This is a genomic window from Streptomyces sp. NPDC005820, assembly GCF_040630255.1.
Classification (GTDB): Bacteria; Actinomycetota; Actinomycetes; order Streptomycetales; family Streptomycetaceae; genus Streptomyces.
In genome coordinates this window covers 54,949-71,445 of the sequence record NZ_JBEXXE010000017.1, presented here as the reverse complement: position 1 = coordinate 71,445, position 16,497 = coordinate 54,949, and the positions used below count along the sequence as shown (strand labels likewise).

Sequence of the window (16,497 nt, the reverse complement as noted above, 5' to 3'; positions counted from 1 at the left end):
CGTCGAGCCGTTCACGCCAGCTCCTTCGCGATCTGCGGGTACGGGCGCATGAACGCCTCGGCCATCGTCCGGTGGGCGAGGCCCAGGTTGGGGCCGGCGTTGCGCTTGAGCTGGACGCCCCGGCGGACGGCGAGGTCGGTGTAGTAGTCCCACAGGTGCTGCTGGGCGCCCAGGCACTCCATCGCCTTGCGCTTGGTGTCCCAGACCTCGGTGATGTCGAGGAGGACCTCGGGGCGGAAGCCGCTCATCTCGGGCTGGTGCGGCTCGAAGTAGAAGACCGGCGGGGCGCCGATGATCTCGCCCTCGCCCGGATAGCCGATGGCCTGCGCGAGGACCCGGGCCTCCAGGGCCATCCGGTGGGCGGCCGGGTGGTCGCCGTTGTACGGGTCCTCGGCGGGATGGGTGAGGACGACGTCGGGCTGGGTCTCGCGGTAGACGGCGACGAGGCGGTCGGTCAGCTCGGCGGAGGCGAGAAGCGGGTAGTCGCCGGCGTCGAAGAAGCGGACCTCCGCCCCGAGGGTGGCGGCGGCCCGCTCGGCCTCGTCCCGGCGGATCGCCTTGATCTCGTCGAGCTTCCTGCCCTCGCGCCACGCCTTGGCGGACTCCCCTCGCTCGCCGAAGGTCAGGCAGGCGATGGTGATCTTCTCCCCGCGCGAGGCGGCCAGGGCGATGGCGCCGCCCGCGCGCCACACGAAGTCCCCGGCGTGCGCGGTGACGACGAGGGTGGATCGGGGTGGGTGGGCGGGCGCGTTGGCCTGGGTCATGCTGATGTCTCCTTGGTGACAGGTGGGCGCCCGCCTCGCGCAGCCGTGATCAGTCGCGCAGCGCCTCGATCACGCTGCTGAGGTGGGCGCGGACGGCCGCCTCGGCCGCCTGCGGGTCCCTGGCCCGGATCGCTTCGATCATGGTCAGGTGCTCGTTCAGGGATTGCTGCGGACGCCCCGGCCTCAGCGCCAGCTGGAAACGGTGGCGCACCAGCTGGGCGTTGAGCCGCTCCAGCAGTTCCTGCGCGGTCTGCTGGCCGGAGAACTCCCGGATGCGGGTGTGCAGTTCATGGTTGAGGTCGGAGTAGGTGACCGGTTCGCCGTCGGCGACGGACTTGGTCATCGCCGTACCGAGCTCGGTCAGCTCCACCAGCTGCTCGTCGCTGGCCGCGACGGCCGCCTTCGCGGCGCACAGCCCTTCGAGGACCATGCGGCACTCGGTGATGGCGACCGCCTCGTCCACGGTCACCACCCGCACCCGCGAGCCGCGGTTGCGGATCCGCTCGACGAGTCCCTGGGACTCCAGATCGATGAGTGCCGCGCGGATGCTGGCCCGTGTCACACCGAACTGCTCGGCGAGCTCGTTCTCCACCAGCCGCTGCGCCGGTGCCATCTCGCCGTGCAGGATCGCCTGCCGCAACTGCGCGAGCGCATGTTGCTTGGCCTGCTCCCCGGTGCTCGGACGGGCTTCCTTCGGCATTGCGCCCTCCCTGAGTGAGTGCCTGTCGAACCTAAATCTAGCCAAACAAGATTGTCAACAATTTTGTCGGTCACTTGATGACGGCGTTGGCCACGACCACGACCATCCCGAGCAGCGCGTCCAGCAACCCGATCAGCGCCGCGGCCGCCCAGGAGCGGTGCGCACGTCGGGCCGCGATCAGGCCGAGGGCGAACAGCAGGGCGATGTTGAGGGAGAACGCCGGGTACTCCACCCCGTTCGCCGGCCACCAGCCCCAGCCCGCGCCCGCCAGCACCATCACCGTCGGCACGACCGCCGCGACCAGCGGCCATTCGTCGCGCAGGGCACGCAGCGCGTCCCAGCGGCGGTGCGGGGCGCGCTCGGCGATGTAGTGGGCGTAGCCGTGCGCGAGGGCCGAGGCGCCGGCGGTGATCAGCAGCCAGAGGGCGTCGTAGCGGCGCCTGGCGGGGGACGAGGCCCCGTACTGGGTGAGCGCGGCGACCATGGAGCTCGCGAGGACGGCGCCGTAGACCCCACCGAAGAGGATCGTCTCGTGGGCCTCGTGCCCAGGGGGCCGGTCCACGTCCGCCGCGTCGTCCGCCATGCGCACAACGATCACCCGGCCCCGCCCCGCCCGCCAGTCGCGACGAACCGTCCTCGCGGCCCGGCGGATACCGCACACAGTGTCCACACCGCGGGCGCGGGCGGCGCCGCTAGGGTCGGCCGCATGACCCACAGCTTCGCTCTGCACATCCCCGACGCCGCCCTCGAACCCGAGCCCCTCGACCCGGCGCAGATCGTCTCCGGCGCGCCCGAGGTGACCGGCAAGGTCGTGTGGGAGTCGGCGGACGGCCGGCAGGTCCGCGGCGTCTGGCAGATCACGCCGGGCGTCGTCACGGACACCGAGGCCGACGAACTGTTCGTCGTGATCAGCGGCTCGGCGACCATCGAGATCGAGGGCGGCCCCACCCTGACCGTCGGCCCGGGCGACCTGGCGGTCCTGCGCGAGGGCGACCGGACGACCTGGACGGTCCACGAGACCCTGCGCAAGGCGTACGCGATCAACCTCTGAGCGCCTGCCGGGTCAGCCGCCCGCCGCCTGGGGCATGTTGTACGGGGTCACCACCTGGATCGCGGACGGCAGGGTCGGCCCGGCGGGCGGCAGCGCCCCGTGGGCGCGCATCACCGTGTGGCAGGCCTCGCGCATGTCCTGGCGCAGGTCGTGGTGGAGGACCGCGGACAGCCGGTGGTCGCGCAGCAGCCGGGTGTTGTCGTGGTCGAGGTCGTGCGCGACGAACACGGCGCACTCGCGACGCGCGTCGGCGAACGCCTTCAGGGTGGCGAAGTTCCCGCCGCCGATCGAGTACACGGCCCGGATCTCCGGGTCGCGGGCCAGGGCGGCCCGGACGAGGTCGTACTGGGTGGCGTCCAGGCCCTGCCCCTCGGTGATCTCCACCAGGGCGCGACCCGGGTGCCGGGCGCGCATCACGCCCCGGAAGCCCATCTCGCGCTCCTCCTCGTTGCGGAAGAACCCGCTGGACAGGCTGGTGAGGACATTGCCGGGGCGCTCGCCCAGCCACTGCCCCATGAGGTACGCGGCGGTGGCGCCCGCGGCCCGGTTGTCGATGCCGACATAGGCGAGCCGGGCGCTCGCGGGCAGGTCGGTGACGAGGGTGACGACCGGGATGCCCGCGGCGACCAGCCGGCCCACGGCGGCCGTGATCTCGGGGACGTCCGGCGCCTTGAGGATCACGCCCTGCGAGCCGCGCCGGGCTATCCGGTCGAGGACGGCGATCTGCTCGCCGACCGGTCCGGTCTCCCGGAAGTGGAAGCGGGAGCGCAGCACGGCCGGATGCAGCGAGGGCAGTTCGGCCTCCAGGGCGGCCCGTACGGCGGTGGTGAACCGCTCGGGGGCCTGCATCACGATGTCCACCATGAAGGTCCGGCCGACGAGCCGGACCTGGGTGCGCTGCCGGTGCAGTTCGGCGATGGCCCGCCGCACCTCCTGGGCGGTTGACTCACGCACCCCTCCCCTGCCGTTCAGGACCCGGTCGACGGTGGCCTCGCTCAGGCCCGCCTGACGTGCGATCTCACGAAGGGGGAAGGGGTGACCCACGGAAGGCTCCTCATGGTCGCTCTCGTAGTCGCCCGTCGGGCCGCTTGAGGGGTTTTTGATGGCCGCCTGCTGGTTGTTCGACGGGTTTGTCATGACAAGAATGGCAGTGCTGAGCCGCTGTTGTCATCGAAGGGACGACGACGTCCTTCGACTCTCTAGGAGCTGCACCCCCATGCGCATCGGAATCCTCGGCCTCGGCCGTATCGGCGCCTTCCACGCCGAGACCCTCTCCGGACTCGACGCCGTCGAGTCGCTCGTCGTGACCGACCCGTTCGCGGAGGCCGCCAAGGCCGCCGCGGAGCGGTTCGGGGCCGAGGTCGTGGACTCGCCGGAAGCCCTGCTGGCCGCCGGTGTGGACGGCATCGTCGTCGCCGCCGCGACCGACGCCCACCCCGCGCTGATCCTCGCCGGTGTCGAGGCGGGCATCCCCGTCTTCTGCGAGAAGCCCGTCGCGAAGACCATGAGCGAGGGCGTCGAGGTCCTCAAGGCCGTCCAGGGCAGCGACGTGCCGATCCAGATCGGCTACAACCGCCGCTTCGACGCCGGGTTCGTCGCCGCGCGGGCCGCCGTGCGCTCCGGTGAGCTCGGCAAGCTGCACACCGTCCGCTCCACCACCCTGGACCCGGCGCCGCCGCCGGCCGCGTACATCGCCGCCTCCGGGGGCATCTTCCGCGACTGTTCGGTCCACGACTTCGACATCATCCGCTGGGTGACGGGCCGTGAGGTGACCGAGGTGTACGCGGTGGGCGGCAACCGGGGCGCCGACTACATCAAGGAGGCGGGCGACGCCGACACCACCGGCGCGCTGCTCACCCTCGACGACGGCACCATCGCCGTGATCTCCAACTCCCGTCACAACGCCCGTGGTTACGACGTCCGCATGGAGATCCACGGCTTCACCGACTCCATCGCCGTGGGCCTCGAGGACAAGCTGCCGCTGCGCTCGGTGGAGCCCGGGGTCACCTTCCCGGCCGGTACCCCGCACGACTTCTTCATGGACCGCTTCACGGCCGCCTACCGCGCCGAGCTCACCGCGTTCACCGAGGTCGTGGCCGGCACCCGGCCCTCGCCCTGCACGATCGAGGACGCCCTGGAGGCGGGCTGGATCGCCGAGGCCTGCACGCTCTCGCTGCACGAGCACCGCCCGGTGACGATCGCGGAGGTACGGGCCTCCTGACCCGGCTCACCCCGGCTCACCCCGGTGAGGGCGGCCCCGACCGGGGGTCGCCCTCACAGGCAGTAGCGGACCATCCAGTCGTCCGGGTCGTACGCGTCGCGCGCCGGGTCCCGTGGGACGGCCGGGCGCTCCTCCACCGTGTCCTGCGGGCGCACCCGCTCGGGCAGCGCCCCGAACCGGACCCTGCGCCGGTCCTCCTCGGTGCCTTCCTGCCGTTCCTCCTGCATCTCACCCTCCCCGTCCAGGACTCCACACACCTTCCGCCTTCTCCAACGTCCTCAGCGCGCCGCCGGTTCCGCCGGCAGGTCGAAGACATGGTCCGGGGAGATGATCCTGGTGATGGCGTCCCCGAACAGGGTGCTGGGCTCCTGGTCCTTGTAGTTGATGTCGGTGTTGAGCACCACGACGAGGGTGGCCTGCGCGGACGGAAGATAGACGGTCAGGGACTCGTAGCCGGGCAGCGAGCCGTTGTGGCCGATCCAGCCCTGCACATCGAAGATGCCGAGGCCGTACCCGGCGCCCGGAATGGGCGTCGGCGGAGTGGTCAGCCGCTGCTTCTGCGTGTCGGGGCTGATCATCCGGTCGCCGTCGGGCAGCACCCCGGTCGCCACCGTGCGCGCCCAGACCCGCAGATCCTCGAGCCGGGAGATCATCGCGCCGGCCGCCCAGCCCCAGGACGGGTTCCAGTTCGCCGAGTCCTCGACCTCACCGGACGCGGTCTGGTCGGTGTAGCCCTGCGAGTGCGGCGTCGGGAACTCGGCGCCCACCGGGAACAGCGTGTGGTCCAGGCCCACCGGGTCGAGGATGTGCTCCTGGACGTAGTCGTCGAGGCGCTGCCCGCTCATCCGCTCGACGACCAGGCCGAGCAGGATCAGATTGGTGTTGCAGTAGGAGAACTGCGCTCCGGGCTGGAACAGCACCGGATGCCTGAAGGAGTAGTCGAGCAGCTCCTGCGGGGTGAAGGGCCGCTTCGGGTTCGAGGTGAACGCCTTGTAGAAGTCCTCGTCCGCCGAGTAGTTGAACAGTCCGCTGCGCATGCCGGCCAGCTGCCGCAGGGTGATCCTGTTCCCGTTGGGCACGCCGTCGACGTACTGGCCGATGGTGTCGTCGAGTCCGACCTTGCCCTCGTCGACCAGCTGCAGCAGCGCGGTGACGGTGAACGTCTTCGTCTCGCTGCCGATGCGCATGTAGAGGTCCGGGTTCATGGCCCGGCCGGTGCTCTTGTCGGCGACGCCGAAGGACTTGACGTACTGCCCCTTGTCGGGGGTCCAGACGCCGACGCTCACGCCGGGCACGTTCGCCTGTCGCATCACGCGCTGCACGGCCGCGTCGAGCTGCTGCCGTACGGCGGGGGTGAGCGCCACGACGCCGTCCCCGGAGGAGGTCGGCGAGGGCGTGTCGGTGCCGGTGGCGACGGAGGAGGCCGAGTCCGGCAGGGCCACCGCGGCCCCGCCCGCCGGCACCACCAGCGCCCCCACGGCGACGGCGACGACGGCCCCCCTGCGCAGTCGGGCGTACGGGTGTGTCATGGGCTCGCTCCCGTATGAGGAGGTCTGCGCCGCAGGCCACAGCCGCACCCGTGGCACGGGCCGCGTGCGGCACATCACCACCACCATACGAGCGGGTGCGCGCCGCCGCCTGTCGGCGACGGCGCACGGGCACCCGGGGTCGTGGAGCTTCCCTCACGCCCCGCAGGACCGCAGGAACGCGCGGGTGCGCACGGCGATCGGCAGGGGCTTGTCCGGCTCGCACGGGTACATGTCCTGCTCGACGATCGCGAACAGTTCGACCCCGAGCTTCTGGGCCGCGACCAGCACCGGCTCCAACTCCGGTACGCCGCCCGGTGGTTCGCACATCACGCCGCGCTGCACCGCCGGGCCGAACGGCACCTCGTCCCGGACCACCTCGGCCAGGACCGCCGGGTCGACCTGCTTGAGGTGCAGATAGCCGATGCGTTCGCCGTAGGTCTCGATCAGCTTGACGCTGTCACCGCCGCAGTAGGCGTAATGACCGGTGTCCAGGCAGAGGTTGACCAGTTCGCCGTCGGTGGAATCGAGGAAGCGCTCGACGTGGTCCTCGGTGTCGATGTGGGTGTCGGCGTGCGGATGGACGACGATGTCGAGACCGTACGTCTCCTTGACCTCGTGGCCCAGCCGTTCCATGCCCTTGGTGAGATGCGCCCACTGCTCGGCCGTCAGCTCCGGCGGCTCCAGGATCTCGGCGGTCTTGTCGTCGCGCCAGAAGGACGGGATGACGACGAGATGCCCGGCGCCCGTGGCCCGGGTGAGCGCGGCCACCTGGCTCACGTGCTCCCAGGTGGACTCCCAGACGGACGGGCCGCGGTGCAGTCCGGTGAAGACCGTGCCGGCGGAGACCCTCAGGTTCCGCCGGGCCACCTCGTCGGTGAGACGGGCGGGGTCGGTGGGCAGATAGCCGTACGGGCCGAGTTCGAACCAGGAGTAGCCCGCCTCGGCGACCTCGTCCAGGAACCGTTCCCACGGCACCTGTCGGGGGTCGTCGGGGAACCACACGCCCCAGGAGTCGGGGGCGGAGCCGACCCGGATGCGGTCCAGGGGTGCGGCCATCTCAGGACTTCCCCTCGCCACCGCCCGCCACGGGGGCGGTGAGGTCTGCCTCTTCGGGGAGTTCCTCGGTGTCGACGCCGCGGACCTGGGACAACTCGTGCTTGAGGGCGGCGAGTTCGGCACCGCCGGCCATGTGGTTGGTGAGCTCCTCGAGGCTGACCTCGCTGCGGTCGGCGGAGAGTTCGAGGGTGCCCAGGCGCAGGACGCTGAAGTGGTCGCCGACCATGTAGGCGTGGTGGGGGTTGTGGGTGATGAAGATGACGCCGAGGCCGCGGTCGCGGGCCATGGCGATGTACTTCAGCACCACGCCGGACTGCTTGACGCCGAGGGCTGCGGTGGGCTCGTCCAGGATCAGCACCCGGGCGCCGAAGTAGACGGCGCGGGCGATGGCCACGCACTGGCGCTGGCCGCCCGAGAGCGTGCCGATGGGCTGTTCCAGGTCGTCGAGGACGATGCCCATCTCGCGCAGTTCGTGGTCGGCGGTCTTCTTCATCTTCTCGATGTCGAGGCGGCGCAAGGGCCAGGGGCCCTTGGTCATCTCGGAGCCGAGGAAGAAGTTGCGCCACACCGGCATCAGCGGCACGACCGCGAGGTCCTGGTAGACCGTGGCGATGCCCTTGTCGAGCGCCTCGCGCGGGGTGGTGAAGCGGACCGGGGCGCCGTCGACGAGGAACTCGCCCTCGGTGTGCTGGTGCAGCCCGGAGACGATCTTGATGAGGGTGGACTTGCCGGCGCCGTTGTCGCCGAGGACGCAGGTCACCTTGCCGGGGTACACCTTCAGGTCCACGCCGTGCAGGGCGCGGATGTTGCCGTAGGACTTGCCGGCGTTGCGCAGTTGGACGATCGCCCCGTCCGCCCGATCGGCGGCGGTGTCCGCGATGACCGCGCCGTGGGTGCCGGTTCCGTTGGTGGATGTCATGGGGGTCACCTCCGGGTCGCCGTACGGCTGACCCACAGATTGATCAGGACGGCGCCGAGCAGCATCACGCCGAGGAATGCCTTGAACCAGTCGGGGTTCCAGCCGGCGTAGACGATGCCCTGCTGCACCATGCCGAACATGAAGGCGCCGAAGACCGGGCCGATCGCCGAGCCGGCGCCGCCGGTCAGCAGACAGCCGCCGATGACGGCCGCGGAGATGTAGATCAGCTCCTGGCCGACGCCCTCGCCGGACTGCACGGTGTTGAACGTGAAGAGCTGGTGCATGCCGATGAACCAGGCGCCGAAGCCGACCAGCATGAACAGCGAGATCTTGGTGAACGTGACGGGCACGCCGACCGCCCGCGCGCTCTCCTTGTTGCCGCCGACCGCGAAGATCCAGTTGCCGTACCTGGTGCGCAGCAGGACCCAGGTGGCGAGGGCGGCGAAGGCCAGCCAGTAGAAGATCGTGATCTTCACTTCGACACCGCCGATGTCGAAGGACGAGGCGAAGATCTTCTTCGCCTGGTCGAAGCCGTCCATGTCGCTGATGTCGTCGGTGGCCACGTTGGTGGTGACCAGCTTGGTCACCGCGAGGTTGACGCCCTGCAGGATCAGGAAGGTGCCCAGGGTGATGAGGAAGCTGGGCAGCCCCGTCTTCACCACCATCCAGCCGTTGAGGAAGCCGATGGCGAGGGAGACCGCGAGGGCGACGATCACCCCGACCCAGACGTTCATGCTCAACTGGTAGGCGAGCATGCTCGCGGTGAGCGCCGAGGTGATCACGGCGACACCGGCGGAGAGGTCGAACTCGCCGCCGATCATCAGCAGGGCCACGGGCAGCGCCATGATCCCGATGGTGGACGACTGGTAGAGGATGTTGGCCATCGAGCCGGCCTCGCGCACCGGCGGGGCCGTGATGAGGAAGAACACGTACACCGCGACCGCGCCGAGGAAGACACCGACCTCGGGGCGGGCCAGCAGGCGGATGGCCAGCGGGCGTTCGGCGGTCCGGCCGTCGGTCTTCCTCGGGCCGGAGGCCGGCGGTGTGGTCACCGCCGGCTCGGCGTGGTGAGTCATACTCATCACCGGGTGCCCTTCGCGGCGAACGCGGCGACCTTGTCGACGTTGGTCTTGTCGACGAAGGCCGGACCGGTCAGCACCGGAGCCTCGCCGCCGCCCATGTAGTTGCCGTTGTTCTTGTAGAGCCACAGCGAGTCGATCGCCAGGTAGCCCTGGAGGTAGGGCTGCTGGTCGACGGCGAACTGGATCGTGCCCTTGCTGATGGCTCCGGTCAGGTCCTTGTTCAGGTCGAAGGTGGCGATCTTCGCCTTGCTGCCGGCGTCGGACGCCGACTGCACGGCGGTCAGCGCGAAGGGGGCGCCGAGCGTGACGACGTAGTCGATGGACTTGTCCTGGGTGAGCTTGGCGGTGATCGTGGACTTCACGGACGGCATGTCGGTGCCGTTGACGTTCAGGACCTCGGTGCTGCCCGAGAAGGTCTTCTTCACGCCGTCGCAGCGCTGGGTCAGACCGATGTTGCCCTGCTCCTGGATGACACAGACGGCCTTCTTGGCGCCTTCCTCGTTGAGCCGCTTGCCGAGCGCCTCACCCGCGACCGTCTCGTCCTGCCCGAAGAACTCCATCAGACCGAGCTTCTGCCACTCGCTCACACCGGAGTTGAGGCCGACGACGGGTATGTTCGCGGCCTTCGCCTTGGCGACGACGTCCTTGAGGGCGTCGGGCTTGGCGAGGGTGACGGCGATGCCGTCGACCTTCTGGTCGATGGCGTTCTGGACCAGGTTGGACTGGTTGCCCGCGTTCGGGTCCGCGGAGTAGATCAGCTTGACGTTGTCCTTGGCCGCGGCGGCCTCGGCGCCCTTGCGGACGATGTCCCAGAAGGTGTCGCCGGGCGATTGGTGGGTCACCAGCGCCACCGTCATCTGCGGGGTGCTCGCCTTGCCCGCCGAGGCGCCGTCCGCGCTCTCCTCGGCCTTCTTGCCACCGGAGCTGCTCGAGCAGCCCGCCAGGGTCAGGGCCACCGCCGCGGCCATGGCCACGACCGGGGCGATTCTGCGGGAACGGGGCGAAGAGCTGTCCATCTTTCCTGCACCTCACTGTGCGACGGGAGAACGACCGGGAAGCGAGAGGGATCTCTGGGATCGGGGGCCCATTACTGCTCAGGGTGGGGCCATGCGGCCAGGTCCGCGACCGTTCGGTTTCCGTTCGGTTTGTGGACTCGGCCTGTGCACTGCTGGGACGGGATCCAATCCCCTGTCAGGCCCGGTGTCAATACTTTGTTAAGACATCATTTCACGATCAGGTCCGAATGTAAGAACAAACCATTGACAGCGAAGGCCACCGGGACCTACACCTGGGAGACGCCAGACCCCCCGACCACCATAGAAGCCGATCATCACCCCTCGCACACAGGCGTACCCCTCGCATGTGTGGACGATTCGGGGAGGTTCGTCGAAGGATCCGCTCCCGCGGCCGACACAGGAGGTGCCCTTGATGGCGAAGACCGGTGAACGTACCCGCGCGGTGGCAGGTTCGGCCCTGGACGGGCTGCCCTTCGCGCTCGACCGGTCCAGCCCGGTGCCGCTCTACTACCAGCTGGCCCAGCAGCTGGAGTCGGCGATCGAGCACGGTGCGCTCGCTCCCGGCAATCTCCTGGGCAACGAGATCGACCTCTCGACCCGGCTCGGCCTGTCCCGCCCCACGGTCCGCCAGGCGATCCAGTCCCTGGTCGACAAGGGGCTGCTGGTGCGCCGCCGGGGCGTCGGCACGCAGGTCGTGCACAGCCAGGTGAAGCGGCCGCTGGAGCTCAGCAGCCTCTACGACGACCTGGAGGCGGCCGGACAGGGACCCACCACGCACGTCCTGCGCAACGAACGCGTCCCCGCCGCCGCCGATGTGGCGGCCGCGCTGGGGATCGCGGAGGGCGCCCAGGTCACGCTGCTGGAGCGGCTGCGCTCGGCGCACGGCGAGCCGGTCGCGTATCTGTGCAACTACCTGCCCCCGGCCCTGTTCGACCTGGACACCGCGCGGCTGGAGGCGACCGGCCTGTACCACCTGATGCGCTCGACGGGCATCACCCTGCACAGCGCCCGGCAGACCATCGGCGCCCGCGCGGCCACCGCCGAGGAGGCCGTTCTCCTCGGCGAGGAGGCGGGCGCGGCCCTGCTGACCATGCAGCGCACGGCGTACGACGACACCGGCCGGCCGGTCGAGTACGGGACGCACATCTACCGCGCGTCCCGGTACGCGTTCGACTTCCAGCTGCTGGTCAGGGGCTAGCCACCAGCTAGCGCGGGGCCATCCGCAGGGCGCCGTCCATGCGGATGGTCTCGCCGTTGAGGTAGTCGTGGTCGATGATCGACAGGGCGAGCTGGGCGTACTCCTCGGGCCGCGCCAGCCGCTGCGGGAAGGGCACCCCGGCCGCGAGACCCGCCCGGAACTCCTCGGAGACGGTCGCCAGCATCGGCGTCTCCACGATGCCCGGGGCGATGGTGCACACCCGGATGCCGTACTGCGCCAGGTCACGGGCGGCGGGCAGGGTCAGCCCGACGACGCCCCCCTTGGACGAGGAGTAGGCGGCCTGGCCGACCTGGCCGTCGTACGCGGCGATCGACGCGGTGTTGACGATCACGCCGCGCTGGCCGTGCTCGTCGGCCTCGGTGGCGGCGATGGCCTCGGAGGCGAGCGCGAGGACGTTGAAGGTGCCGATCAGGTTGATCTGGATCACCTTGGCGTACAGGGCGAGGTCGTGGACGCCCTTCCTGCCGAGGATCCGCGCGGACGGGCCGATGCCCGCGCAGTTGACGACCGTACGCAGCGGCACGCCGGCGTCCGCCGCGACGGCGACGGCGGCCCGGACCTGCTCGGGGTCGGTGACGTCGGTCGGGACGTAGGTGACGCCCGCGACCTCGGGGGCCCGGTCGACGCCGTCCTTGAGATCGAGGGCGAACACCTGCGCGCCGCGCTCGGCGAGGGCCTTCGCGGTGGCCGCGCCGAGGCCGGAGGCACCGCCGGTGACGAGGGCGGCGGTGTGGGCGAGCTGCATCATCACTCCTTGCCGAAGGCGGTGAGCACACCGCCGTCGTTACGGTCCAGCGCACGGGAGATGATCATGCGCTGGATCTGGTTGGTTCCTTCGAAGATCTGCATGACCTTGGCCTCGCGCATGTACCGCTCGACGGGGAAGTCGCGGGTGTAGCCGTATCCCCCGAGGACCTGCACGGCGTCCGTGGTCACCTTCATGGCGTTGTCCGTGGCCACGAGTTTGGCGATCGACGCCTCGCGTGTGAAGGGCAGACCGAGGTCCTTCAGCCGCGCGGCGGACAGCGCGGTGGCCCGCGCCGACTCGATCGCGGCGCCCATGTCGGCCAGCACGAACGCCAGCCCCTGGTGCTCGATGATCGGCTTGCCGAAGGTCTCGCGCTCGCGGGCGTAGCGCACCGCGTGGTCGAGGGCGCCCTGGGCGAGACCGCAGGCCACGGCGGCGATGCCGAGCCGGCCGTGGTCGAGGGAGGCGAGCGCGATCTTCAGGCCCTGCCCCTCCGCCCCGATGAGCCGCTCGGCCGGCACCCGGACGTCGTCCAGCCGCATGGTGGCGGTGGCCGAGCCGGTCAGCCCCATCTTGCGCTCCGGCGGGTCGGCGCTGAGCCCCGGGGTGTCCGCCGGGACGAGGAAGCAGGAGATGCCGTGGCTGCGGTCCTCGGAGGTGCGGGCCATGACCGTGTAGAAGTCGGCGTGTCCGCCGTGGGTGGTCCAGGCCTTGGCGCCGTTCAGCACGTAGGTGTCGCCGTCGCGCACGGCGCGGGTCAGCATGGCCGCCGGGTCGGAGCCGGCGTGCGGCTCGGACAGGCAGTACGCGCCGAGCAGTTCGCCGCCGAGCATGTCGGGCAGCCACCTGCGCCGCTGCTCCGCGCTGCCGAAGCGGGCGAGCGGGAAGCAGGACAGGGCGTGCACCGAGATGCCCACGGCGACGCTCGACCAGACCGCGGCGACCTCCTCCAGCACCTGGAGATAGACCTCGTAGGGCTGTCCCGCCCCGCCGTCCTCCTCGGCGAAGGGCAGGCCGAGCAGGCCGCTGCGGCCGAGGGTGCGGAAGGCGTCGCGGGGGAACGCCCCGTCGGCCTCCGCGTCGGCGACCCGGGGTGCGAGTTCCTTGGCGGCGAGGGTGCGCGTGAGCTGGATGAGCTCCACGGCCTCCTCGGTCGGCAGGGCGCGAGTGGCAGGCATGGTGACCTCCACGGAGTAGTACGGGAAACGAGTACTGGCAATGATACTGGAGTGCGTACGAACGTATCATTCACAGTACGGCACGTCTCCGTGGCACAGCCGGGCGGGAACAGAGCGGTGGGTCAGGACGAGACGGCGTGCACGATCAGCGAGGCGAGCTGCTCATAGGCCTCGGCGTCGGACAGCCCGGTGCGCGCCTTCAGCTCACCCTGCTGGATCTGCCGCATGGTCGCGGCGGCGACCTCCCCGACGAACGCGGTGTGCACGTCCCGGAAGGCGCCGCCGGAGACCCCTTCGGCGATGAGCTGCCGCACCCGCTCCGCGGCCATGCGCGTGTTGGCCTCGTACACCTCGCGGGCGGGCGGGAAGTCCGCCACGTCGTCGAGGAACCGGCGCGAGAGCGGGCGCAGCTGTTCGGCCACGGCCGTCAGATAGACCCGGACCCGGTCGGACGGATCGACGGTCTGCGCCACGCGCTTCTCCACGGCCTCCGTGGCGCCGCGGAAATAGTGCTTGACCGCCTCGACGACCAGGCCCTGCTTGCTGCGGGCGAGCTGGTAGAGCGTGGTCTTCGAGCAGCGCAGCCGCTCGGCGAGGTCGTCCAGGGTGAGGTCGGAGAACCCCTCCGCCGTGAGCAGTGCGACGAGTCGTTCCAGCAGGTCGGCCTGTCGGGCGGTTCGGCGGGTGGACGGCATGATCCCAGCGTAGCCCCCTCGGTCACGGCACTGGTTACCGCTCGGTCATCAGTGCGCGGTGTCCAGCCGGGCCCGCTGGTCCCCGGTCAGTTCCAGGTCCACGGCGGCGAGGTTCTCCTCCAGTTGCGCCAGGGAGGACGCGCCGGCCAGCGGAACGATCGGCAGCTCGCCGCCCAACTGCCAGGCCAGGACCACCTGGTTCACGGTGGCACCGGTCTCGCGCGCGACCTCGCGCAGCGCGGCGAGCCGGGCGGGGGTGCCCGGGTGGTCGTAGTCGGCGGGCAGCGGCCGGTCCTCGCGGGTGTACGCCCCCTTGAGCAGCGGCGAGTACGCGACCAGGGTCAGACCGGGCTCGGCCCGCAGATAGCCGAGGAGTTCCGGGCCGGCGTGGCCGAGGCCGCCGTCCGGGAAGAGGTCGTCGGGGATGTCGGTGCGCGGGCGCAGATGGCTGTGCTGGTACTGGAGCACCTCGTAGCCGGGCAGGCCGGCCGCGGCGGCGAGCGCCCGGGCCCGCTCCACGCGCCACATCGCCTGGTTGCTCACCCCGAGCAGGCCGACCGTGCCCTCGGCGACGAGTTCCGCGAACGCCTCGACGGTCTCGCGCTGCGGCACGGTGTGGTCGTCGATGTGGGCGTAGAGCAGATCCAGCTTGGCCACACCGAGCCGGTCCCGGCTGCGTTCGGCGGACTCCCGGATCACCTTCGCCGACAGACCCTCCGGGTTGTCGGTGTAGCCGGTGCCGGGGGCGAGCGGGCGGGCGCCGAGCTTGGTGGCGAAGACGATCTCGTCGCCGACGCCCCTGCTGCGCCGCCACCGGCCGAGCAGTTCCTCGCTCTGTCCGCCCTGACCGCCGTCCACCCAGAACGCGTAGTTGTCGGAGGTGTCGACGAAATTGCCGCCGGCCTCGACGTAACGGTCGAGGATCGCGAACGACGTCTCCTCGTCGGTCACCGACCCGAACAGCATCGCGCCGAGCGCGAGCACGCTGACCTCGCGCCGGGTGGCGGGGTCGGTGCCCAGGGTGCGGTACTTCATGATGCTTCCTCCCGTACGGCCGGACCCATCGGCGACCCCGGCTCGAAGCGAGTCTTCAGCTTGAAGTGCGCTTCAGGGCAAGGCCTTTGACGAATCCGGCCGACGCGGACTCGGCCGACGCGGACTCGGCGGCCGATATCGATCGTCACCGGTTTGACAGGTGACGCCACCCATGGAACGGTCGCCTCGACACCGCGACGAGGGGAGCATCCGGATGATCAGCAGGCGGGACTTCGGCAGTCGGGCGGGCGCGGGGGCGGTCGGCGCGTCCCTCACGGCCCTGGGTGCGCCGACGGCGACGGCCGCCGACTCCGGGACCGCCGTGAGACCGTCCCGGGGCGGACCCTCCTTCGGACCGGTGAAACAGGTCAGGGCAGGCGCCCTGACCATCGGTCACGTCGAGCTGGGCCCCGCCCACGGCCCCGTCGTCGTCCTGCTGCACGGCTGGCCGTACGACATCCACAGCTACGCCGAGGTCGCGCCCCGGCTGGCGGCGCGGGGCCACCGGGTCGTCGTGCCGTACCTGCGCGGCCACGGCACGACGCGGTTCCTCTCCGCACACACGCCGCGCAACGCCCAGCAGTCGGCGGTCGCCCTGGACGTGCTGGCGCTGATGGACGCCCTGGGGATCGAGCGGGCGGTCCTCGCCGGGTTCGACTGGGGGTCACGGACGGCCGACGTCGTCGCCGCGCTGTGGCCGGAGCGCTGTACGGCGCTGGTCTCGGTGACCGGCTATCTGATCACCGACCGGGAGGCGAACCGCAACCCGCTGCCGCCGTCGGCCGAGTGGGCCTGGTGGTACCAGTACTACTTCGCCACGGAGCGGGGCCGGCTCGGCCTGGAGAACGCGGCGTACCGCAAGGACCTGGCCCGGCTCGTCTGGCGGTTCAACTCACCGACCTGGGACTTCGACGAGGCCGCCTTCGAGCGCACCGCGACGGCCTTCGACAACCCGGACCACGTCGACATCGTGATCCACAACTACCGCTGGCGGCTGGGCCTGGCCGACGGCGAGGCCCACTACGACGACCTCGAACAGCGGCTCGCCCAGAGGCCCGTGATCGGCGTCCCCACCGTCACCCTCGACGGCGAACGCGACCCGTTCACCCCGGCCGGGGACGGTGCGATGTACCGGGACAGGTTCACGGGCCCGTACGCGCACCGGACCCTGCCCGGCATCGGCCACAACGTCCCCCAGGAGGCGCCGGAGGCCTTCACGGACGCCGTACTCGAAGCGCACGCCCTGGCCCGTCGCTGACCGGACGGTCCGCCGCCGCCCGGGCC

18 protein-coding genes are annotated in these 16,497 nt (G+C 70.8%); 4 read left to right on the top strand and 14 right to left on the bottom strand.

Annotation, left to right across the window (positions count from 1 at the left end):
• Positions 1-11 precede the first annotated feature (11 nt).
• The 3 genes from ABZ464_RS21960 to ABZ464_RS21950 form a co-directional block, all read right to left on the bottom strand.
• Positions 12-764: a PIG-L deacetylase family protein gene (locus tag ABZ464_RS21960; protein WP_359279302.1), complete on the bottom strand. Its 753-nt coding sequence runs from the start codon at positions 762-764 to the stop codon at positions 12-14.
• 49 nt (positions 765-813) lie between these two features.
• Positions 814-1,464: a GntR family transcriptional regulator gene (locus ABZ464_RS21955; protein WP_359279301.1), complete on the bottom strand. Its 651-nt coding sequence runs from the start codon at positions 1,462-1,464 to the stop codon at positions 814-816.
• 70 nt (positions 1,465-1,534) lie between these two features.
• The gene (locus ABZ464_RS21950) at positions 1,535-2,047 is read right to left on the bottom strand and encodes a hypothetical protein (RefSeq protein ID WP_359279300.1); all 513 of its coding nucleotides are present in this window, start codon (positions 2,045-2,047) and stop codon (positions 1,535-1,537) included.
• A gap of 123 nt (positions 2,048-2,170) precedes the next feature.
• Between ABZ464_RS21950 and ABZ464_RS21945 the strand changes: the two genes are divergently transcribed.
• Positions 2,171-2,515, top strand: coding sequence for a cupin domain-containing protein (locus ABZ464_RS21945; RefSeq protein WP_359279299.1), 345 nt, complete (start codon positions 2,171-2,173; stop codon positions 2,513-2,515).
• A 12-nt stretch (positions 2,516-2,527) separates the two neighbouring features.
• Here ABZ464_RS21945 and ABZ464_RS21940 read toward each other — a convergent pair whose 3' ends face one another.
• Positions 2,528-3,559, bottom strand: coding sequence for a LacI family DNA-binding transcriptional regulator (locus tag ABZ464_RS21940; protein WP_359279415.1), 1,032 nt, complete (start codon positions 3,557-3,559; stop codon positions 2,528-2,530).
• 172 nt (positions 3,560-3,731) lie between these two features.
• Here ABZ464_RS21940 and ABZ464_RS21935 point away from each other — a divergent pair, with 172 nt between their 5' ends.
• Positions 3,732-4,736: a Gfo/Idh/MocA family oxidoreductase gene (locus tag ABZ464_RS21935; RefSeq protein ID WP_359279298.1), complete on the top strand. Its 1,005-nt coding sequence runs from the start codon at positions 3,732-3,734 to the stop codon at positions 4,734-4,736.
• A 53-nt stretch (positions 4,737-4,789) separates the two neighbouring features.
• Here the strand turns inward: ABZ464_RS21935 and ABZ464_RS21930 are convergent, their stop codons facing one another.
• The 6 genes from ABZ464_RS21930 to ABZ464_RS21905 all read right to left on the bottom strand — a co-directional run bounded on the left by ABZ464_RS21930 (position 4,790) and on the right by ABZ464_RS21905 (position 10,338).
• Positions 4,790-4,963 carry a hypothetical protein gene (locus tag ABZ464_RS21930; protein WP_359279297.1) on the bottom strand — a complete coding sequence of 58 codons (174 nt, stop codon included), beginning with the start codon at positions 4,961-4,963 and terminating at the stop codon, positions 4,790-4,792.
• A gap of 51 nt (positions 4,964-5,014) precedes the next feature.
• On the bottom strand, positions 5,015-6,265 hold the full coding sequence (locus ABZ464_RS21925) for a serine hydrolase domain-containing protein (protein ID WP_359279296.1): 1,251 nt from the start codon (positions 6,263-6,265) through the stop codon (positions 5,015-5,017).
• Between the two features lie 153 nt (positions 6,266-6,418).
• Positions 6,419-7,321 carry a sugar phosphate isomerase/epimerase gene (locus tag ABZ464_RS21920; RefSeq protein ID WP_359279295.1) on the bottom strand — a complete coding sequence of 301 codons (903 nt, stop codon included), beginning with the start codon at positions 7,319-7,321 and terminating at the stop codon, positions 6,419-6,421.
• A 1-nt stretch (position 7,322) separates the two neighbouring features.
• Positions 7,323-8,240 (bottom strand): ATP-binding cassette domain-containing protein, encoded by a 918-nt coding sequence (locus tag ABZ464_RS21915; protein ID WP_359279294.1) that lies wholly within the window; start codon positions 8,238-8,240, stop codon positions 7,323-7,325.
• A 5-nt stretch (positions 8,241-8,245) separates the two neighbouring features.
• Positions 8,246-9,322 carry an ABC transporter permease gene (locus ABZ464_RS21910; protein WP_359279293.1) on the bottom strand — a complete coding sequence of 359 codons (1,077 nt, stop codon included), beginning with the start codon at positions 9,320-9,322 and terminating at the stop codon, positions 8,246-8,248.
• Positions 9,322-10,338: a sugar ABC transporter substrate-binding protein gene (locus ABZ464_RS21905; protein WP_359279292.1), complete on the bottom strand. Its 1,017-nt coding sequence runs from the start codon at positions 10,336-10,338 to the stop codon at positions 9,322-9,324. The genes ABZ464_RS21910 and ABZ464_RS21905 overlap by 1 nt, the downstream gene beginning before the upstream one ends.
• Before the next feature lie 412 nt (positions 10,339-10,750).
• On the opposite strand from ABZ464_RS21905, the gene ABZ464_RS21900 reads away from it, so the two are divergent.
• Positions 10,751-11,536: a GntR family transcriptional regulator gene (locus ABZ464_RS21900; protein ID WP_359279291.1), complete on the top strand. Its 786-nt coding sequence runs from the start codon at positions 10,751-10,753 to the stop codon at positions 11,534-11,536.
• 7 nt (positions 11,537-11,543) lie between these two features.
• On the opposite strand, the gene ABZ464_RS21895 is transcribed toward ABZ464_RS21900, so the two are convergent.
• From ABZ464_RS21895 to ABZ464_RS21880, 4 genes are all read right to left on the bottom strand, one after another.
• Positions 11,544-12,302, bottom strand: coding sequence for an SDR family NAD(P)-dependent oxidoreductase (locus tag ABZ464_RS21895; protein WP_359279414.1), 759 nt, complete (start codon positions 12,300-12,302; stop codon positions 11,544-11,546).
• A 2-nt stretch (positions 12,303-12,304) separates the two neighbouring features.
• Complete coding sequence (locus ABZ464_RS21890) at positions 12,305-13,483, bottom strand: acyl-CoA dehydrogenase family protein (RefSeq protein WP_359279290.1); 1,179 nt, start codon at positions 13,481-13,483, stop codon at positions 12,305-12,307.
• 122 nt (positions 13,484-13,605) lie between these two features.
• Positions 13,606-14,178, bottom strand: coding sequence for a TetR/AcrR family transcriptional regulator (locus ABZ464_RS21885; RefSeq protein ID WP_359279289.1), 573 nt, complete (start codon positions 14,176-14,178; stop codon positions 13,606-13,608).
• Positions 14,179-14,226: 48 nt separating this feature from the next.
• Positions 14,227-15,213: an aldo/keto reductase gene (locus ABZ464_RS21880; RefSeq protein ID WP_359279288.1), complete on the bottom strand. Its 987-nt coding sequence runs from the start codon at positions 15,211-15,213 to the stop codon at positions 14,227-14,229.
• Between the two features lie 214 nt (positions 15,214-15,427).
• Between ABZ464_RS21880 and ABZ464_RS21875 the strand changes: the two genes are divergently transcribed.
• A complete protein-coding gene (locus ABZ464_RS21875; RefSeq protein WP_359279287.1) occupies positions 15,428-16,471 on the top strand; it encodes an alpha/beta hydrolase in 1,044 nt (347 codons plus the stop codon).
• Positions 16,472-16,497: the final 26 nt, after the last annotated feature.